Raw genomic sequence first — 17,905 nt, forward strand, 5'->3', positions numbered from 1 at the left:
AAAGTGGCTTCTGACAATGGCTTATGCAGTCTCTTTTTCCGGCCCCGGCTTCAGCGCGGATCTCGCCGGTCTGTTTACTCACCAGCTGCGGGCGAGTGCCCTCAAGCCGGGTGAAACCTGCCTCTGTATTACCGACACCGCCTGGGATCCCGCTTACGGCGCGGCTTGCATGGCAGCGGCCCGGGGGCTCGGCGCAGAGGCCTTTCTCACGACTTTCCCCTGGAACGAGGAGGCGTCTCCAAAGGCGCTGTCGGCCCTGTGCGGCGTCGCTGACCTCATCGTCTACATGACTTCACAGCGGCTTCATTATCGCCAGGAAATCGCGGAAGCGCTGGATAGAGGCGCGCGGGTTTTGTGCTGCATGGAGGAGCCGCATGTGCTGCACCGCATGCGCGCCGACCCGGAGGTGCGTCGGCGGGCTCTGGCCGGTGCCAAATTGCTCGATAGCGCGCGACAGATCCGGATCACTTCTGCCGCGGGAACGGATCTTGTCATGGACAAGAGCGGGCGCGGCGCGCTGGCCAATTATGGCGTGGCGGATACGCCGGGACATCTCGACTTCTGGGGGCTGGGGGCAGTCCAGTCGGCACAGCGCGAAGACTCGACCAATGGCCGGTTGGTGCTCGATGTCGGCGATGCGTGTTTTCACATCGGGCGCTTTATCGAGCACCCGGTCGTGATGGACTTCGAGGACGGGCGGATGGTGTCCATCGAGGGTGGGCTGGATGCGCGGCTGATCCAGGCTGAGCTGGAAGCGGCCGGAGACGACAGAGCGATGGTTGCTGGGCATATGGCCTGGGGTGTCGACCGGCGCGCCCGCTGGACACAGATGATCACGCAGACGCCCAACACCGGCGGCGGCGGGGCGGACAGCGAGAGCACCTATGGCACAATCCAGATTGAGATCGGCAGCAATGACGATGTGGGCTTCAAGGGCAGCAATCGCAGCCGGGCCCATCTGGGGCTGTGCCTGCGAAACGCCAATTTGGCGCTGGATGGGGTTCCGATCATCCAGGGCGGCGCTTTTATACCGACGGAATTGATCTAGCAGCGTTTGGTGGGCCGGGCAGGGTGCTCACCCCGTCCGGCCAGCCTCTTTGTCAGATAAGATCAGGCGAGATCGCGAACCTTGGGTTCGCGGGCCCAATGCCTGACGGCGCCGACTTTCATGAAGTCCTCGATCGGAACGACGCCTTCGTCCTTCTCGACGTTGGCGGCCTCAAGGAGGGGCTTTGTGCCGTTGCAATGGGCGATGGTCTTGCAATGGCCGAAGGCATCCATGAACCACTGAATGGCAGCGCCGTCCTTGAGGAGCTTTTCGACGGCTTCTGGCATGAGGATCGAGGCGACAGCGTCAAAGATCACCGAAGGTGACCCCGCCAGCTGGCCGTCGGCCTTGAGCGTGCCACCCTTGACCGGGATGCCGCCGACCTTGGGCGCCACGAGGAATGCGGTGCCACCGGCCGCTTCGATCTCGCTCTTGAGCTTGTCGATACTGGCTTTGTCCGAGCCCTCGGCGAACAGAATGCCGATCTTGCGCCCTTTGAGGATCTTCTTGGCCTGCTTCTGGATGGAGAGTTTGTCGGACGGATCAAGGTCAATCGGCTCGCGGGCGGCCTTGGCTTTTTTGGGAAGATCCATTGCCAATCCGGTGGCAACCCGTTGGGCGAGATCCTCGTCGATGTTGCGCAGCCGCGAGATGACCCGCAGACGGACATGCTCGAGGGTCACCTTGGACAGCTCGAAGACAATGGCGCTTGCGATATGAGCCTGTTCGCTGGCGGTCTGGCTCTTGAAGAAGAGGCGGGCCTGGCTGAAGTGATCGGCAAACAGCTCCGCCCGCACGCGGACCTTTTCGGTCGGGTCGTTCCGCTCGGCGTTTTCACGGAAGGAGGTGAAGCCGGTGTCGAGGCTGGCACGCGGACCGGTGTCTTCACCGGCTTCGAACAGGCTGTTCGGCTCGTAGTTTGCCCGACCCGTGGGAACAAGCGTCTGCACCATCCCGTCCCGCTGGAAATTATGGAACGGGCATTTTGGCGCATTGATCGGGATCTGATGGAAATTGGTCGTCCCAAGCCGCGACTTCTGGGTGTCGAGATAGGAGAAGAGGCGCCCCTGCAGCAGCGGATCGTTCGAGAAATCAATGCCGGGAATGATGTTGGTCGGCAGGAAGGCCACCTGTTCGGTTTCGGCAAAGAAATTGTCGACGTTGCGGTTGAGGGTCATGCGGCCGATGATCTCGACCGGGATAAGCTCCTCGGGGATGAGCTTGGTGGCGTCGAGCACGTCATAGGGCAGGGAGGCGGCGAAGGCCTCGTCAAACACCTGCACGCCCAGTTCCCACTGGGGGAAGTCGCCCTTGTCGATGGCTTCGAAGAGATCGCGGCGATGGAAATCGGGATCTGCGCCGGCAATTTTCACCGCCTCGTCCCAGGTTGTCGACTCGATGCCTAGGACGGGCTTCCAGTGGAATTTCACGAACTTGCCTTCACCCTTCGCATTGACGAAGTGGAAGGTGTGAACTCCAAAGCCCTCGATCATGCGAAATGAGCGCGGGATGGCACGATCCGACATGGCCCACATGATCATGTGCATTGTCTCGGGCATCAGGCCGACAAAATCCCAGAACGTGTCGTGGGCAGATGCGGCTTGCGGATAACCGCGATCGGCCTCCATCTTGACGCTGTGCACGAGGTCCGGAAACTTCATCGCATCCTGGATAAAGAACACCGGGATGTTGTTGCCAACAAGATCCCAGTTGCCGTCCTCGGTGTAAAATTTGGTGGCAAAGCCGCGCACGTCACGGGGTGTGTCCACCGAACCGGCACCCCCGGCAACGGTCGAAAAGCGGACGAAGACGGGACAATTATTGCCTTCCTTCTGGAAGATCGTCGCCTTGGTCAGCTCCGGGATAGCCTTGGTGCATTCGAAGACGCCGTGAGCGCCTGAGCCGCGGGCGTGCACGATCCGTTCGGGAATGCGCTCGTGGTCGAAGTGGAAAATCTTTTCGCGCAGCACGAAATCTTCAAGCAGGGCCGGGCCGCGCTCGCCGGCTTTGAGGCTGTTTTGGTTATCCGATATGCGGTGGCCGAAATTATCGGTCAGATAGGCCGACGCGTCCGCATCGCCCGGAGCCTGCTGCTGCAGTTCACCGGCATTGCCGAGTTTGGGATCCGGCGGGTTCTGCCCGCTTCCGGGGGTATGGTGATGAAGGGCGTTATTCGTCGACGGTGACTTTGTCACGTCTGCCATGGTTATCTCCGCAGGGACGCTTGCCGTTTGGTGTGCGAATGGGCTCGCAACCTTGCGCTCTCAACGCAGTAACGTGAGTTAGCGTTCCTAAGGCTCTATTCGAGTGTCCTGGCGCTATACCGATGATACTTGCCAAGGCGCGATGCATTTGTCAGACATATGGCATTAGGCGGATTTGAGGGGAAGTTGGATCCGTCTCCGCGCCGGGTGAGGGAGCCTGGTGCCAGTAGAGAGTGACCGTTTCAACGGGCATGGTCCCGCACTGAACGGCGCATGAGGGAACGTCCATCTTGCTCAAGGAGGGAGCTCTATGAATGCACTTGTGAGACTGGCCGGCATCATGGTGGCTACAACGGCGCTGTCCGCGCCGGTGCTGGCGCAGACGACCGTGGTGGCACCGAGCGGGAACAGCGCCGGCACCTACATGGACTATATGAAGACCGTCTATGATCGCGGCACCGGCTCGGAGCTGCTGCAGATCCCGATCGCGACCTTCGACAAGGAATTCGAGCTGACGCCGATGGCGGCCGAAAGCTGGAGCCAGTCTGAAGATGGTCTCACCTGGACGTTCAATCTGCGTCCCGGTCTCGTCTGGTCCGATGGGGAACCGCTCACTGCGGAAGACTTTGTCTTCGCGCTGCAGCGTGCAGCCACCTCGGGCTATGACTTCGCCTGGTACTGGGACTTTGCCGGCGGCATCAAGGGTTGGAAGGAAGTCACCGAAGGCACGGCCGAAGTGTCGACGCTTGGCCTCAAGGCTGTCGACGATCTGACCATCGAAGTCACCACCGTCGCGCCAAAACCGTACCTGCCGTCGGTCACCAGCCTCTGGTACCCGGTGCCCAAGCACAAGGTCGACGAGCTCGGCGATGACTGGTCGCTCGATGTCTCTACCATCGTCTCATCCGGTCCGTTCGAGATCGAGAGCTGGGAGAAATCCAACAATTCGGTGGTGCTGACCAAGTCCGATACTTATACGGGCCCATGGTCTCCGATGATCGATCGACTTGAACTCGATCCGACGCTCAATGCCCCGGAAGTCGGGTTGCCGGCGTTCCTTGCTGGTGATGCGGACTATTCCTTCCTCAATACCGGGCAGGTTCCGGTTGCTACCCAGCGCTACCCCGATGGAATCCGCAAGAATGCTGTTTTTGCGACGTCCTATATTTCCTATGATCTGGATGCTGCCCCGTTCAACGACGTCAACGTGCGCCGGGCGTTCTACTATGCCGTCGATCGCGATGAGCTGACCTCGACCGTTCTCAAGGACATTGCCATTCCGGCAGGGTCGCTTCTGCCGCCCGGCTATCCTGGATATAATCCGGATATCGCCGCCGAGGCGGTGTTCGATCCCGAAAAGGCAAAGCAGTTCCTTGCAGAGGCCGGCTTCCCCAATGGGGAAGGTTTCCCCGAAGTCGAGATCTGGTATCGCGAAGAGGGTGGCTACAACGGCGCCATCGTTCCGGCCATGGCGCAATATCTGCAGGCCGAGTTCAAGGAAGCCCTTGGCATCTCGCTCAATATTCGTGCGCTTCCGGGTCCGGAGTGGATGGATGGGTTGCGCGGCAAGAAGAACAACATCTTCATCGCCCCATATGAATACGACTATCTCGATCCGTCGAATTTTTATGGCATTTTCTTCAACGGTGGCCGCCACGGCTATTTCGTTCCAGAATATGACGCGATTGTAGCCAAGGCGGACTCCGAAAGCGATTGGGATACGCGCTACGGCCTCTATGCCGAAGCCGAGCAGCTGATGATCGACCAGGGGCTGATCGTTCCGCTCGTCCATCCGGTGACCATCGCCGTTGTTTCCGACCAGATGGGCGGTGATGGGGTCGCGCCAAACTCGCTGGGCTTCACCCAGCTGGACCGGCTCGGCCACTACTTCTTCACCCACATCACCAAGCAGTAGACGCTTTTCGCATTGCGCGCTTCCCGGCTCCGGTCGGGAGGCGCCCCTCTGCCAAGGGTCCATCCATGCCTCTCGTCGAAATCGAAGGCCTGCGCGTGAGCTTTCGCCAATATGGCGGACAGGTCGATGCCGTGCGCGATGTCAGTTTTAGTGTCAGCGAAGGCGAAAGCGTCGGCATTGTCGGGGAGTCCGGCTCAGGCAAGTCGGTCAGTTGTTCTGCGCTGCTGCGTCTCCTGCCGGCCACCGCTGAAGTGGCGGCGACCAAGTTGCGCCTCGATGGAGTGGATGTGCTCAAGGCGAACAAGGAGGATCTGGCGCGCCTGCGGGGGCGCTCCGCTGCCATGATCTTTCAGGACCCGATGACCGCGTTTGATCCGGTGTTCACCATCGGCCATCAGATCGCCGAGACCATCAGAGCGCATCGCAAACTCGACAAGCGGCAGGCGCTGGCGGAAGCCGAGCAGCTCCTGCTGCGCGTCGAAATCAAGAATGCCGCAGACGTGGCGACGTATTATCCGCACCAGCTTTCCGGCGGCATGCTGCAGCGCGCGATGATCGCCATGGCGTTGTCGTGCCGTCCCAAGCTGTTGATCGCCGACGAGCCCACGACCGCGCTCGATGTGACCATCCAGGCGCAAATCCTCCAGCTCATCAAAAAGGTGCAGGCCGAGTTCGGCATGGCCCTGATCATGATTACGCATGACCTCGGCGTCATCGCCGAAACAGTGGACCGGGTGGTCGTCATGTATGGCGGCGAGATTATGGAGGAGGGCGAGGTCACCGAGGTCTTTGAGGCGCCGAAGCACGATTATACGAAGACGCTCCTGGCGAGCCTTCACTCCCGCTTTGAGCCCTCAAAAGGGGCGCCGGACACCGTCGCCCCGGCACTCGAGCTGCGCGATCTGGCCAAGTCCTATTCCACACGTCGGCGCAGGGGATTTCGTGTGGTGCAGGGCGAATACCAGGCTGTGCAGACGGTCAATGTCGTCCTCCCGCGCAACCGGATCGTCGCCCTGGTTGGGGAGTCGGGCTCCGGCAAGACTACCACCGGGCTCATGGCGATGAGGCTGACAGAGCCAAGCCGGGGGCAGATCCTGGTCGACGGCACCGATATTTCCAATCTCGATGCGACCGGCCTCATTCCGTTTCGCCGGCGAATGCAGATTGTCTTCCAGGACAGCTATTCTGCGCTCGACCCGATGATGACCCTGGCCCAGATCATCGCGGAGCCGCTCCATATCCATCGCCTCGGGACGTCTCGCGAGCAGACCGAAAAGGCCCTCGGCTGGCTGGAGCGCGTCGGCCTGCCGCGCAATTTCGGCAGTCGCTATCCCCACGAGCTTTCGGGTGGGCAACGCCAGCGCGTTGCCATTGCCCGTGCGCTGATCCTCGAGCCGACAGTGCTGGTGGCCGACGAGCCGACCTCGGCTCTCGACGTTACCGTCAAGGCGCAGATCATCACGCTGCTCAAGCAATTGCAGACCGAGATGGGGCTGTCGATCCTGTTCATCAGCCATGACCTTTCAACCGTGAAGTCGCTGACGGACAGCGTCGTCGTGATGTATCGCGGCCGGGTGGTCGAGGAAGCCTCGACCGAGCGCCTTTTCGCTGAGCCGCAGCACCCCTATACCCGCGCCCTGCTCGATGCCATTCCTGTGACAAATCCAAGAGAGAGGCGCGTTCGCAGCTTTCTCTCGGCAGATGAGATCCAGGCCGGGACGCCGCGCTTCACCGTCATCCAGACAGGGTTCGCGCCGAACGCTTCCCCGCAACTTGTCACCATCGCCCCGGGACACCGGGTCGAGGCGATCGTGACGACCTGAGGAGATCGCGATGTTTGCCCATATCATCCGTCGCGTTCTCTCGGTCGCCTTCACGTTCATCGTCGTGTCGGTCATCATCTTCCTGATGATGCATTCGGTTCCCGGTGGGCCGTTCGATGCCAATGACATGCCGGTTTCCGCCGCCGTGCGCGAAAAAATGATGGCGCAATGGGGTCTCGATCAGCCCCTCCATATCCAGTATTTCAACTACATGTGGGGTGTGCTGCATTTCGATTTCGGCGTGCCGTTCCAGAGCCCGGGCGAAACTGTGGTCCAGCTGATCTCGCGGGCCTGGATCCCGAGCCTTGTTCTGGGTGGGACCGGTGTCCTCATCGGCGCGCCATTGGGGATTCTGCTCGGCATGGCTGCCGCCCTCAACCGCAACACCTGGATCGACTATCTGGCTTCGACTGTGGCGACGCTGGGGCTCACCATTCCGGTTTTCGTAACCTCCATGTTGCTGATCCTGATCTTTGCGGTGTGGCTCAACTGGCTTCCAGCCAGCGGCTGGCCGCAACCCAATCGCTGGATCCTGCCGATTGCATGCTATGCGGCGATCCCTCTCGCCACCTACGCCCGCTACACGCGATCTGCCGTTCTCGACACGCTCAACCGGCCGTTCGTCAATGTGTTGCGCGCCAAGGGCCTCAGTGAGCGCCGGATTGTCTTCCAGCATGTCATGCGCAATTCGGCGATCCCGCTCGTGACCGTCTTCCTGCCCATGTTCATCGGCACAGCGACGGGGTCGATCTTTGTCGAAGCCATGTTCCGCGTACCGGGGCTCGGCGCCTACTTCGTCTCCTCCATCGAGGTGCGCGACTACACCTTGCAAATGGCGCTGATGCTGTTGATTACCTTCATGTATTGCCTCGCCTATCTCCTTTCCGACATCGCCTATGCGCTGCTCAATCCGCGCATCCGCCTGGGAGACAGCGAATGACCATTTCGTCCTCAGCCGGCGTTCCCGCTCGACAGCGCAGTCCGCTCTGGTTCGCATGGCGCCGGTTCCTGTCCAACAAGGCGGCCGTTGCCGGTGGCGGCGTTCTCGGCATCCTGATCCTGATGGCGATCTTTGCGCCCCTGATCACTCCGGTTGATCCGGAGGCGCAGGGCTTTCTGACCCAGGCGCTTGCGTTTCCATCGGCAGAGCACTGGTTCGGCGTGGACAATCTCGGACGCGATTTCTATTCCCGCATTGTCTATGGCGCGCGCGTGTCGCTCACGATCGGGTTCACCGCGGCGCTGTTCAGCGTCCTCCTCGGCATCCCGCTGGGAGCGCTGGCGGGCTATTTCGGCGGTCGGACCGACTGGGTCGTCATGCGGATCATCGAGGTCTTTTCCGTCGTTCCCCCGCTGCTCGCGGCGCTTCTGCTCGGTGCGCTGACGCGGGGCGGCTTCGCTACCATCGTCTTCATCGCCGCGCTCTTCGGCTGGGTGCAGGTCTGTCTGCTGGTCCGCGCGCAGATCAAGGCCTCGCGCGAGAAGGAATTCGTTCGCGCGGCGCAGGCGCTCGGCGCGTCGCCCTGGTATATCATCCGTCGCCATCTCATTCCCAATTCGATCGGCCCGATCATCATTGGCTTCGTCCTCGCCATACCGCTGGCGATGATGCTGGAAGCCAGTCTCAGTTTTCTGGGTGTCGGCGTACCGCCGCCCACCCCGACATGGGGGCAGATGATCAATGAGGGCATCGATTTCATGTTCTTCTACTGGCATATGGCAGTGTTTCCGACTGCCGCCCTTGCCATCACCGTTCTCGCAACCTCGCTGTTTGGCGACGGCCTGCGCGATGCGCTTGACCCGACCCTGAAAGGCCGCTGAAGTGTCCGAAAATCTTGCCCGTCAGTTCCTCCTGCGTGAGGACGTGACATTTCTCAACCACGGGTCATTCGGCGCCTGTCCCCGGCCGGTTTTTGAAACCTATCAGGCCTTTCAGCTCGAGCTCGAGGGCGAGCCGGTCGAATTCCTCGGGCGCCGGCTCAACGAGATGATGCGGGTGCCGCGGGAGGCCGTCGCCGCCGAACTTGGATCGGCTCCAGCGAATCTGGCGGCGGTGATCAATGCCACGAGCGGTCTCAACATCGTGGCCCAATCGCTGCAGCTCCAGCCCGGCGACCAGATCCTGACCACGGATCACGAATATTCGGCGCTCGAAAAGACCTGGGCCTATGTTTGCCGGAAGACCGGCGCGGAGATCGTGGTGGTCAAGGTGCCGATGCCGTTCGTCTCGGAGGAAGCCTTCACCGAGGCGATCATCGCCGGCATGACCGATCGGACGCGGGTGCTGTTTCTCAGCCACATCACATCGCCGACGGCGCTGGTGTTTCCGATTGAGCGGTCGATAGTCGAGGCACGGAAGCGGGGCATATGGTCGGTCATCGATGGGGCGCATACGCCAGGTCACATTCCGCTGTCTCTCGATGCCCTCGGCGCCGATTTTTATGCGGGCAATTGCCACAAATGGATGATGTCGCCCAAGGGTTCGGCCTTTCTCCATGCGCGGCCGGAAGCGCAGGGACTGCTCGATCCGCTGGTCATCAGCCATGGTTGGACCGCGGATAGCAAAGAACCCGGCGCGCTCGGCGCATTTGGCAATTCTCCATTCATTGATGGGATCGAGATGCAGGGAACGCGCGACCCCTCCGCATGGCTCGCCGTGCCGTCGGCCATTGCGTTTCGCAGGGAGAATGACTGGACATCAATTGCGGATCATTGCCGGCTTCTGGCTCAGGATACAGCGCGCGAGCTCGCTGCACTGACGGGTCTTGCGCCGCTCAGCAGTCCGGAGTTTTCGGCGCCACAAATGGTGGCCATGCCTATTCCCGAGTGCGATACGGCCGAAATTCACAAGCAGCTTTTCGAGCGCTACCGCATCGAGATGCCGGTGTTCAAATGGCAGGACCACTGCATCGCCCGACTCTCCGTCCAAGGGTATAATTCGCGTCCTCAGATGGACAGGTTGATCGCTGCCTTGTCCGATCTGCTCGGGCTCTAGAGCGCCGCGGTCGGGGACTGGCGGGGCCGGGCTGACAAAGGGCGCAAACTGTGGTGAAAGGGGCCCGCGCCGATGTGAAGGAATAACGCCGTGAGCCAGGCTCCCCTGGATTATCTCGAGCCGCTGGAGACACGTACGCGGGGCACCGCTGTCCTCGACGCGCTTGCCGATATGGTCGAGCGCTCCGGTCTCGGAATCGGCGATCGCCTGCCGCCGGAAGTGTCGCTGGCGGCGTCACTCGGTGTTGGTCGTTCGACGATCCGGGAGGCGCTCAATCGCTGGGAGGGGCTCGGCATCATTCGTCGCCGCCGGGGCGATGGCACCTATCTCACGGCCCGGGTGCAGACCTCGCGTGGTCTCGTGCCCACCATGGTCCGGCTCGAAGGCGAGGCTTTGCTGCGCCTCCTCGAAATTCGACGGACTCTCGAAAACGACGTGGTGCGAAAGGCGACGATCAAGGCGACGCGAACCCAGCGCGCGGAAATTTCCCGTCTTTGCGAATTGCTCCTCGAGGACGTCGAGGCCGGTCGCCCCTGGCGCAAGGCGGATCATGCGTTCCATGGGGCCATTTATGACGCCTCAGGCAATCCGATGTATGGCCAGTTGCTGGTCAATCTCGACCATGCGCTTGAGCGCGGCGGGACTTCGCCCTTTTCCGCTGATGCCTTTGGTCTCGAGTCCTTTCCGATCCATCGGGATCTTGCCGACGCCATCGTCGCAGAAAGTCCCGATGGAGCAGTGGATGCCATCGGTCGGATCATCGATGTCGTCGAACGGGAGGTGCAGGCTATCATCGATGGCGACAGACGCGGCTAGAGCCCGCAGTTTTCGGGGGGTCGTCCTCACTAGCCGGCTCTGATGTTCTGGCTGACGTGGTCGACGCCACCCTGGCCGACAACAGACTGGCGGCAGGCCGGCACCGGAACATGACAATCTATATGTCTGTGGCGTCCCACCAACTGGGTAGTCCCGTGGGCCCAGGTGTGCGGATCTGGTCAGCTGACGCGGCGCTTTCGGGGGCTGGGTGGTGCCTCGTCGGTGAGGAAGCGGTCCATCAGCCTGGCCTGTAGGCCGAGCATGTGTTGTTCGGCTTCGCGCATGTGCTCGGCGAGAATATCGGCGGCGGCGCTCGCGTCACGGCGGCGCATGGCGGCAATGAGGTCGCGCTGGTGGCGGATTCCGCTGGCGCGCGACACTGGTTCGGGCTGAACATAGATGTCCTGCGCGACCGTGAGGTCCTTGAGGAGGCGCTGCAGGAACCGACAGGTGAAGGCGAGGATCGGATTGTCGGAGTATTCGGCGACCACGCCGTGGAAATCGAGTTCGGCCATGCGCTGTGTCCAGCGCTCGGCCTGGTCGGCGGGCTCGTGATCATAAATGGTGATGATTGCCTCAAGGCGCTTGAGGCCGGCCTCGTCGATATTCGGTGTGGCGCTTGCGGCCAGCTGCGGCTCGAGCACTTTGCGCATCTCGTAGATATGGGCAATCGAGAGATTCTTGGCGAAGAGAAAGTTCGAAAGGAGGCTCATTGCCCGGCCTTCGGACATGCGCTCGATAAAGGCGCCGCCGCCGGGGCCGGTGCGGACAGAGATGAGCCCCTGTACCTCGAGCGCCTTCAGGGCTTCGCGGACGGTGCCTTTGCTGGCGCTGAACTGGGCCATGAGATCGGGTTCTTGCGGAAGTCGGTCACCGGGGCCGAGGCCGTGCTCGACGATCATGCGTTTGATCGCGTCGACGATCTCGTCAGTCCGCTTGCGCCGGGGCTTGATGGCGAAGGAAGCGGTATCTTCGGCTTTGCTCATGCGGCGTTATCCGATGCGGTCAGGCGCGGGGCGCTGGCGATGAGCGACCGCGTATAATCATGCTGCGGGGCGGCGAAGAGCTGGGCCGCGGGACCGACTTCCACCACCTCACCGAGATACATGACTGCAACACGATCGGATACGGATTCGACAACAGCCAGGTCGTGGCTGATGAAAAGGTAGGAGAGGCCAAGGTCATCGCGCAGCTGCTGGAGGAGAAGCAGGACCTGGGCCTGGACGGAGACGTCGAGGGCGCTGACCGGTTCATCGAGGACAAGGATGGATGCCTCGGCCGCCAGGGCGCGGGCTATGGCGATGCGCTGGGCCTGACCGCCCGAGAATTCATGCGGGTAACGGTCGAGCGTGTCGACGGGCATCTGGACGGCGTCGATCAGCTGACGTTTGCGCAAGGTGCGCTTCGTGGCGTCGTAGCCACAGAGGAGGCGCAGAGGCACGTCGAGGATTTCCCCGATGGTCTTGCGGGGATTGAGCGAGGCCACAGGGTCCTGAAAGACATATTGAATGGTGCGCCCGAAGGCCTTCGAGCCAGCGGCGGCCAGATCGCCCCATGGCTTGCCATCGATCAGCATGGAGCCCGAGGTTGGCTTCTCAAGCCCGACGAGCATGCGCGCCAGGGTCGATTTGCCTGAACCGCTTTCCCCGACAATGCCGAGGGTTTCGCCGCGCTGGAGATCGAGGGAAATGCCTTTGACGGCCTGGACCTCACTGGCCTTGCGACCGAACAGCGATGTGCCGCCGCCAAAGGTTTTGACGAGATCTCGGATCTGAATGGCCGGGCCGGTCATGATTGGGCCTCCGCAAAGAGCGGGCGGACCCGGTCGAGGAAGCCGTGCCCTTCGCCAAGCTCGGGCACGCAGGCAATGAGGCGCTTGGTATAGTTGTGCTGGGGATTTTTCAGCACAGCCTGGGCATCACCCTGTTCGACGATCTCGCCATTTTTCATCACCGCGACCCGGTCGCAGATCTGGGCGACAACGCCAAAATCATGGGTGATGAGGAGGAGGGCAAGGCCACGCTCGCGGCGCAGATCCTGCAGGAGTTCGAGGATGCGGGCCTGTACGGTGACGTCGAGCGCGGTGGTCGGCTCGTCGGCAATGATGATGTCGGGGTCATTGGCAAGGGCCATGGCAATGCCGATGCGCTGGCGCTGGCCGCCGGAGAGTTCATGGGGGTAGGCGTTGACGCGGGTCGCCGCGTCGCGAATGCCGACCGTTTCCATGAGCTCGACTGCGCGGGCCCGGGCGGCGGCCTTGCCGATGGGCTTGTGGGCGAGGATGGATTCGGCGATCTGGTCGCCGACCACGAAAAGGGGATGGAGCGTGGTCAGCGGGTCCTGGAAGACATAGGTGACACGGGCGCCGCGCATGCCGATGAGCTCCTGCGCCTTGAGGGAGAGAACATCCTTGCCCTCGATATAGACCGCACCATTGGTGATGACACCAGGTGGAGAGGCGACCAGACCCATGAGCGAGAGCGCGGTGACAGACTTGCCCGACCCGCTTTCCCCGATCAGGCCCAGGCATTCACCCTTGTCGAGCCGGAAGCTGATATCGCGCACCGCGGGGGTGATCGTGTCGCCGGTGTCAAAGCCGGTCGAGAGGTTATCGACGACGAGGGCAGGGGCATTGGCGAGCGTTGCGGGCGGCGTGGCCGCGCGCGCGATTTTCGTGACCGCCATGGGCCGGTCCAGCGCGCCGGAGCGCAGGCGGGGATCAAGCACGTCCCGGATGCCGTCGCCGAGCAGATTGATGCTCATGACAAGAACAAAGATCATGATGCCCGGAATGATCGAGGCATGAGGGGCGGTGAAGAGCTGGGCGCGCGCCTGGCCGAGCATGGACCCCAGATCTGACGTGGGTGGCTGGGCGCCAAGGCCGAGGAAGGAGAGGCCCGCTGTCTCAAGGATCATCCAGCCGACGGTGGTGGACATGGTGATGACAATCACCGGAAGGACATTGGGCAGGACTTCGGTGAAGAGAATGGCAGCGTGGCTCTTGCCCGAGAGGCGCGCGGCGTCAACGAATTCGCGATTGCGGATGGAGACGGTGACGCCGCGTATGTTGCGGGCAAAGAAGGGGATATTGACCAGAGCAATGGCGTAGAGCGCGTTGAGAAGGCCCGGGCCCAAGGCTGCAACGATGGCAATCGCCAAGAGGATATAGGGGAAGGCCATCAGCATATCGACAAAGCGCATCAGAATACTGTCGGTGGCGCCGCGCGTATAGCCGGCGACGAGGCCGATGAGCGAGCCGAAGAGGGCGGCAAGCGCGGTGGCGCTGATGCCGACAAGCAGGGAAACCTGCGTACCCCAGAGAAGGCGCGAAAGGATATCCCGGCCCAGATGATCGGTGCCCAGGAGGTGGCCTTCGCTGAGCGGGGGCAGCAGACGATTGGGCTGGTCGGTGACGTCCGGATTGGGGATCGGCAGGACGGGAGCTAGCAGGGCCAGGATGACGACAAATCCGAAGATGAAGAGGCCGGCCGCGGCGAGGCGATTGGCCATGAGCAATTGCCAATTGCTGCGGCGCTTGCGGGGTGGCGGCGGGGCGGTGGGCGCGGTGATCACGGTCATGCCTTGAGCCTCGGATCGATCATGGCCTGGGCAACATCGGCCAGAAGATTGACGAGCACATAGACGGTGGCGGCAATGAGAACGCCGCCCTGGACCAGCAGCAGGTCACGGGTGGAGACGGCCTTGACCAGCATCTGTCCGAGGCCCGGCCACTGGAACACGGTTTCGATATAGACGGCGCCGCCAAGAACGAAGCCGGCCTGGATGCCCAGAACCGGAATGATGGAGACAAGGGCCGCCCGGAAGGCATGGCGATATATGACCTTGTTTTCGGAGACGCCCTTGGCGCGCGCGGTGCGGATGAAATCCTGGCGCAGGACTTCGAGCATGGCGGCGCGGGTGAGGCGGGCGACCACGCCGGTGGCGACAATGGCTAGGGTGGAGGCGGGCAGGATCAGATGGCGGAGCAGATCGGGCAGATCGCCGCCGCCATAGACCGCATACATGCCAGAGGCCGGCAGCAGCTTCCATTGCACGGCAAAGAAGAGAATGAATACGAGGCCGAGGAAGAAGGCCGGCATGGAAATGCCGATGAGGACGAAAAAGGTGATGATGCGATCAGTCCAGCCGAACTGGCGCACGGCCGAGACGATGCCCGCCAGAATGCCGAGCACCGAGCAGATGATGAGCGAGGCACCGGCGAGGATAAGGGTTGCCGAAAAGCGTTCGAGCACTTCATCGAGGACGGGGCGATTGAGGATATAGGAGCGCCCGAAATCGCCCTGGAGGAGATTGCCGATCCAGATGACATATTGCTCGGGCCAGGAGCGATCGAGGCCAAGGGCGCGATTGATGCGCGCGACATTGTCCGGCGTGGCATAGGAGCCGAGCAGCGCCTGGGCCGGATCGCCTGGGATCAGCTTCATCACCAAGAAGACGATGATGGAGAGGCCCAAAATGACGGGAATGGCGGCCAGCAGACGCTTGCCGATATAGGCGGTCATGGTCGGGTCCTCCTTGTGCGGCGGTGGGGGTGGGAAAGAGTACCCCCACCTAGCCTCCCCCTGGGAAGGGGGAGGGACGGATCGCGTTTGCCGAAGTGCTGGTGAGCCACTGCCGGGCTCCTCCCCCTTCACAGGGGAAGTTGGGTGGCGGTGCCCTACTGCTTGGTCACATCCCGCAGGACGAGGCTGAAGTCGGGCTGGAGTTCGAAATCGCCGACGGCGCTGGTGACGACGGCGTTCTGCTTCCAGTTGGCGACGAAGAGCCAGGGGGCATCCTCGTGGGTGATGGCCTGGACCTGCTTATAGAGTTCGCCGCGTTCGGCCGGATCGGTAGCGAGACGGGCCTGATCGAGCAGGGCGTCCACTTCCGGATTGGAGTAGTAGGAGGAATTAAAGCCCCCTTCAGCCGGGAAGGCAGCGGTGCGCAAAGTGAGGAAGGGCAGGGTGTCCGGGTCGGAGGTCATCCAGGCCATTTCTGCCATGTCGCCCTTGCCTTCGAGGCCGGGGTTCACTTCCGAAAGGAAGGTGTTCCACTCATAGGTCTTGATCTCGACATTGAGCCCGACGGCGGCAAGATCGGCCTGAATGGCGGTGCCCATGGGGACCGGGTCCAGCATGCCCGAGCCGCCCTCGGTGACGAGGAAGGTGAGCGAAGCGCCTTCGGCCCCGGCTTCGGCAAGCAGCGCCTTGGCCTTTTCCGGGTCATAGGGATAGGGCGCGACATCCTCATTATAGGCCCAGTTGAAGGCGGGCGGGATGGGGCCGGCGGAAACTTCGGCGGTGCCCTGGAGCACGTCGGTGACGAGGCTTTCCTTGTTGACCGCGTAGTTCACCGCCTGGCGCACGCGGACATCGGCAAACGGGCCTTCCTTGGCATTGAGCATGACGTACCAGACATGCGGGCCGACGGCCTCAACGACCTGGTAATTGGCGTCGTTCCGGAACTGGGCGACATTGTCGGGCGGCGTTTCGAGCAGCACATCAATGCCGCCCGAGAGCATTTCGGCAACGCGGGTATTGGCGTCGGTGATGGGGCGGAAGATGACGGCCTCAAGCGCCGGCGCACCATCCCAATAGGCGTCATTGCGCGAGGCGACGACGCGGGTATTGGACTGCCATTCCTCGAATTTGAAGGGGCCGGTGCCCACGGGATTGCGGCCATAGTCAGCGCCGGAGGCTTCGACGGCGGCGGGGGAGACGATGAGGCCGGTGGGCGAGGCGAGGTTCGACATGAACGGCGCGAACGGCTCGTTGAGGGTGAATTTCACCGTCAGATCATCGACCACCTCGACTGTCTCGACTGCCGAAAAGAAGAAGGCGAGGGGGAAGGGGCCGGTCGAGGCAAAGGCGTGGTTTTCGTCCAGCATGCGGTCGAAGTTGAACTTCACCGCCTCGGCGTTGAACGGGGTGCCATCGTGGAAGGTGACGCCGTCGCGCAGGTTGAATGTGTATTCGAGGCCGTCCTCGGAAATGGTCCAGTCGGTCGCCAGTGCCGGTTCGATCTCGAGCGTACCCGGCGCATTGCGCACAAGGCCGTCGTAAATGTTAACCGCGATGCGGAAGTCGTTTGATGCCGTCGACACATGCGGGTCGAGCGAGGCGGGCTCGGCGATCTGGCCGACGACGAGAATGTTGGGGGGAGTCTGGGCCATGGCCGGAGCGGCCAGGGTGAGAGCAGTTGCGGCGAGCAGCGCGGACGCCATGCCTTTCCAGTGACGGATCATCGTTTCCTCCTTGCGTTCCCTCGCCCTTGTCTTGCGGTGCGGACCGTGGAAGACGGGCTTGATAATTTATCATCATAAATTTGCCGACTGTCAATTTATGATGATAAATAGAAGTTCCATGAGGATGACCGCATGACTTTTTCCATCGTTGCCCGCGACCCCGAGACCGGTGCATTCGGCGTGGCTACGGCAACGGGCGGTCCGGCCGTGGGCGCGCTGGTGCCCCATACGCGTCAGGGATTTGGGGCGGCAGCAACGCAGGCCATGACCAATCCCTATCTGGCGATCGATGCCCTTGAGAGGCTTGGCGACCAGTCGGCCGACAGGGCGCTGGAGGGGGCGCTGGCGCGTGATGATGGGCGGCAGCGCCGGCAGGTCGTTGTGGTCGACAAGACCGGCGGTGTCGTGGGCTGGACGGGGCACGAGTGCACGGGCTTTGCCGGGCATGTTCTCGATGCGGGCGTCGGTGTGGCCGGCAATATGCTCGTTGGGCCAGCGGTTCTCGAGGCAATGATCGGGGCTTATCGGTCGGCACTGGGTAGCGGATTTGCGCGGGCGCTGGTGGCCGCCATGCAGGCCGGCGAGGCGGCCGGGGGTGACAGCCGCGGCATCAGTTCGGCGGCGTTGCGCGTGCAGGGAGATCAGGCGTATGCCGATATCGATCTTCGGGTAGATTTTTCGGACAACCCGCTGGCGGCGCTGGAAGATTTGCTCGAGAGAACCGTCGCCGGCCCCTATGCTGCGTTTTTCGCCGAGGTGCCGCGGCGCTGACCACTTCTTTGAGCCGGGCCGCGCCATAGAAAAAGCATCGGGCCGATTGGTCCGATGCTTGTGGCATGCGCAGGTCGCGGGCAGAA

The 17,905-nt window shown here is 62.2% G+C and carries 14 protein-coding genes; 8 read left to right on the forward strand and 6 right to left on the reverse strand.

Annotated features, from left to right (window positions below; genetic code table 11):
* Positions 1-16: 16 nt before the first annotated feature.
* Positions 17-1,048: a hypothetical protein gene (locus NYQ88_RS11200; protein WP_275651225.1), complete on the forward strand. Its 1,032-nt coding sequence runs from the start codon at positions 17-19 to the stop codon at positions 1,046-1,048.
* A 62-nt stretch (positions 1,049-1,110) separates the two neighbouring features.
* On the opposite strand, the gene NYQ88_RS11205 is transcribed toward NYQ88_RS11200, so the two are convergent.
* Complete coding sequence (locus tag NYQ88_RS11205; protein WP_275651226.1) at positions 1,111-3,252, reverse strand: catalase; 2,142 nt, start codon at positions 3,250-3,252, stop codon at positions 1,111-1,113.
* 310 nt (positions 3,253-3,562) lie between these two features.
* On the opposite strand from NYQ88_RS11205, the gene NYQ88_RS11210 reads away from it, so the two are divergent.
* The 6 genes from NYQ88_RS11210 to NYQ88_RS11235 all read left to right on the forward strand — a co-directional run bounded on the left by NYQ88_RS11210 (position 3,563) and on the right by NYQ88_RS11235 (position 10,801).
* Positions 3,563-5,167 (forward strand): peptide ABC transporter substrate-binding protein, encoded by a 1,605-nt coding sequence (locus tag NYQ88_RS11210; RefSeq protein ID WP_275651227.1) that lies wholly within the window; start codon positions 3,563-3,565, stop codon positions 5,165-5,167.
* 65 nt (positions 5,168-5,232) lie between these two features.
* On the forward strand, positions 5,233-6,990 hold the full coding sequence (locus tag NYQ88_RS11215; RefSeq protein ID WP_275651228.1) for an ABC transporter ATP-binding protein: 1,758 nt from the start codon (positions 5,233-5,235) through the stop codon (positions 6,988-6,990).
* Positions 6,991-7,000: 10 nt separating this feature from the next.
* Entirely contained in the window at positions 7,001-7,930 is a 930-nt protein-coding gene (locus tag NYQ88_RS11220) for an ABC transporter permease (protein ID WP_275651229.1), read from the forward strand.
* Positions 7,927-8,811 carry an ABC transporter permease gene (locus NYQ88_RS11225; protein ID WP_275651230.1) on the forward strand — a complete coding sequence of 295 codons (885 nt, stop codon included), beginning with the start codon at positions 7,927-7,929 and terminating at the stop codon, positions 8,809-8,811. Before NYQ88_RS11220 ends, NYQ88_RS11225 begins: the two co-directional genes overlap by 4 nt.
* A 1-nt stretch (position 8,812) precedes the next feature.
* Positions 8,813-9,985 carry an aminotransferase class V-fold PLP-dependent enzyme gene (locus tag NYQ88_RS11230; RefSeq protein WP_275651231.1) on the forward strand — a complete coding sequence of 391 codons (1,173 nt, stop codon included), beginning with the start codon at positions 8,813-8,815 and terminating at the stop codon, positions 9,983-9,985.
* A gap of 90 nt (positions 9,986-10,075) precedes the next feature.
* Positions 10,076-10,801 (forward strand): FadR/GntR family transcriptional regulator, encoded by a 726-nt coding sequence (locus NYQ88_RS11235; protein WP_275651232.1) that lies wholly within the window; start codon positions 10,076-10,078, stop codon positions 10,799-10,801.
* A 179-nt stretch (positions 10,802-10,980) separates the two neighbouring features.
* Here the strand turns inward: NYQ88_RS11235 and NYQ88_RS11240 are convergent, their stop codons facing one another.
* The 5 genes from NYQ88_RS11240 to NYQ88_RS11260 all read right to left on the reverse strand — a co-directional run bounded on the left by NYQ88_RS11240 (position 10,981) and on the right by NYQ88_RS11260 (position 17,027).
* Positions 10,981-11,787 (reverse strand): FCD domain-containing protein, encoded by an 807-nt coding sequence (locus NYQ88_RS11240; protein WP_275651233.1) that lies wholly within the window; start codon positions 11,785-11,787, stop codon positions 10,981-10,983.
* Positions 11,784-12,593 (reverse strand): ATP-binding cassette domain-containing protein, encoded by an 810-nt coding sequence (locus tag NYQ88_RS11245; protein WP_275651234.1) that lies wholly within the window; start codon positions 12,591-12,593, stop codon positions 11,784-11,786. Before NYQ88_RS11245 ends, NYQ88_RS11240 begins: the two co-directional genes overlap by 4 nt.
* Entirely contained in the window at positions 12,590-14,380 is a 1,791-nt protein-coding gene (locus NYQ88_RS11250) for a dipeptide/oligopeptide/nickel ABC transporter permease/ATP-binding protein (protein ID WP_275651235.1), read from the reverse strand. Before NYQ88_RS11250 ends, NYQ88_RS11245 begins: the two co-directional genes overlap by 4 nt.
* Positions 14,377-15,324: an ABC transporter permease gene (locus NYQ88_RS11255; RefSeq protein ID WP_275651236.1), complete on the reverse strand. Its 948-nt coding sequence runs from the start codon at positions 15,322-15,324 to the stop codon at positions 14,377-14,379. Before NYQ88_RS11255 ends, NYQ88_RS11250 begins: the two co-directional genes overlap by 4 nt.
* Before the next feature lie 155 nt (positions 15,325-15,479).
* Positions 15,480-17,027, reverse strand: a complete 1,548-nt coding sequence (locus NYQ88_RS11260) for an ABC transporter substrate-binding protein (protein ID WP_275654907.1) — start codon at positions 17,025-17,027, stop codon at positions 15,480-15,482.
* A gap of 153 nt (positions 17,028-17,180) precedes the next feature.
* Here NYQ88_RS11260 and NYQ88_RS11265 point away from each other — a divergent pair, with 153 nt between their 5' ends.
* Positions 17,181-17,819, forward strand: a complete 639-nt coding sequence (locus NYQ88_RS11265; RefSeq protein ID WP_275651237.1) for a DUF1028 domain-containing protein — start codon at positions 17,181-17,183, stop codon at positions 17,817-17,819.
* The last annotated feature ends 86 nt before the right edge of the window (positions 17,820-17,905 follow it).

This window comes from Devosia sp. SD17-2 (assembly GCF_029201565.1).
Classification (GTDB): Bacteria; Pseudomonadota; Alphaproteobacteria; order Rhizobiales; family Devosiaceae; genus Devosia.

Bases quoted from the DNA above. Each gene is read 5' to 3' on its own strand.
- NYQ88_RS11200 (WP_275651225.1), top strand. From the start codon at position 17: ATGGCTTATGCAGTCTCTTTTTCCGGCCCCGGCTTCAGCGCGGATCTC.
- NYQ88_RS11205 (WP_275651226.1), bottom strand. From the start codon at position 3,252: ATGGCAGACGTGACAAAGTCACCGTCGACGAATAACGCCCTTCATCAC.
- NYQ88_RS11210 (WP_275651227.1), top strand. From the start codon at position 3,563: ATGAATGCACTTGTGAGACTGGCCGGCATCATGGTGGCTACAACGGCG.
- NYQ88_RS11215 (WP_275651228.1), top strand. From the start codon at position 5,233: ATGCCTCTCGTCGAAATCGAAGGCCTGCGCGTGAGCTTTCGCCAATAT.
- NYQ88_RS11220 (WP_275651229.1), top strand. From the start codon at position 7,001: ATGTTTGCCCATATCATCCGTCGCGTTCTCTCGGTCGCCTTCACGTTC.
- NYQ88_RS11225 (WP_275651230.1), top strand. From the start codon at position 7,927: ATGACCATTTCGTCCTCAGCCGGCGTTCCCGCTCGACAGCGCAGTCCG.
- NYQ88_RS11240 (WP_275651233.1), bottom strand. From the start codon at position 11,787: ATGAGCAAAGCCGAAGATACCGCTTCCTTCGCCATCAAGCCCCGGCGC.
- NYQ88_RS11245 (WP_275651234.1), bottom strand. From the start codon at position 12,593: ATGACCGGCCCGGCCATTCAGATCCGAGATCTCGTCAAAACCTTTGGC.
- NYQ88_RS11250 (WP_275651235.1), bottom strand. From the start codon at position 14,380: ATGACCGTGATCACCGCGCCCACCGCCCCGCCGCCACCCCGCAAGCGC.
- NYQ88_RS11255 (WP_275651236.1), bottom strand. From the start codon at position 15,324: ATGACCGCCTATATCGGCAAGCGTCTGCTGGCCGCCATTCCCGTCATT.
- NYQ88_RS11260 (WP_275654907.1), bottom strand. From the start codon at position 17,027: ATGGCGTCCGCGCTGCTCGCCGCAACTGCTCTCACCCTGGCCGCTCCG.
- NYQ88_RS11265 (WP_275651237.1), top strand. From the start codon at position 17,181: ATGACTTTTTCCATCGTTGCCCGCGACCCCGAGACCGGTGCATTCGGC.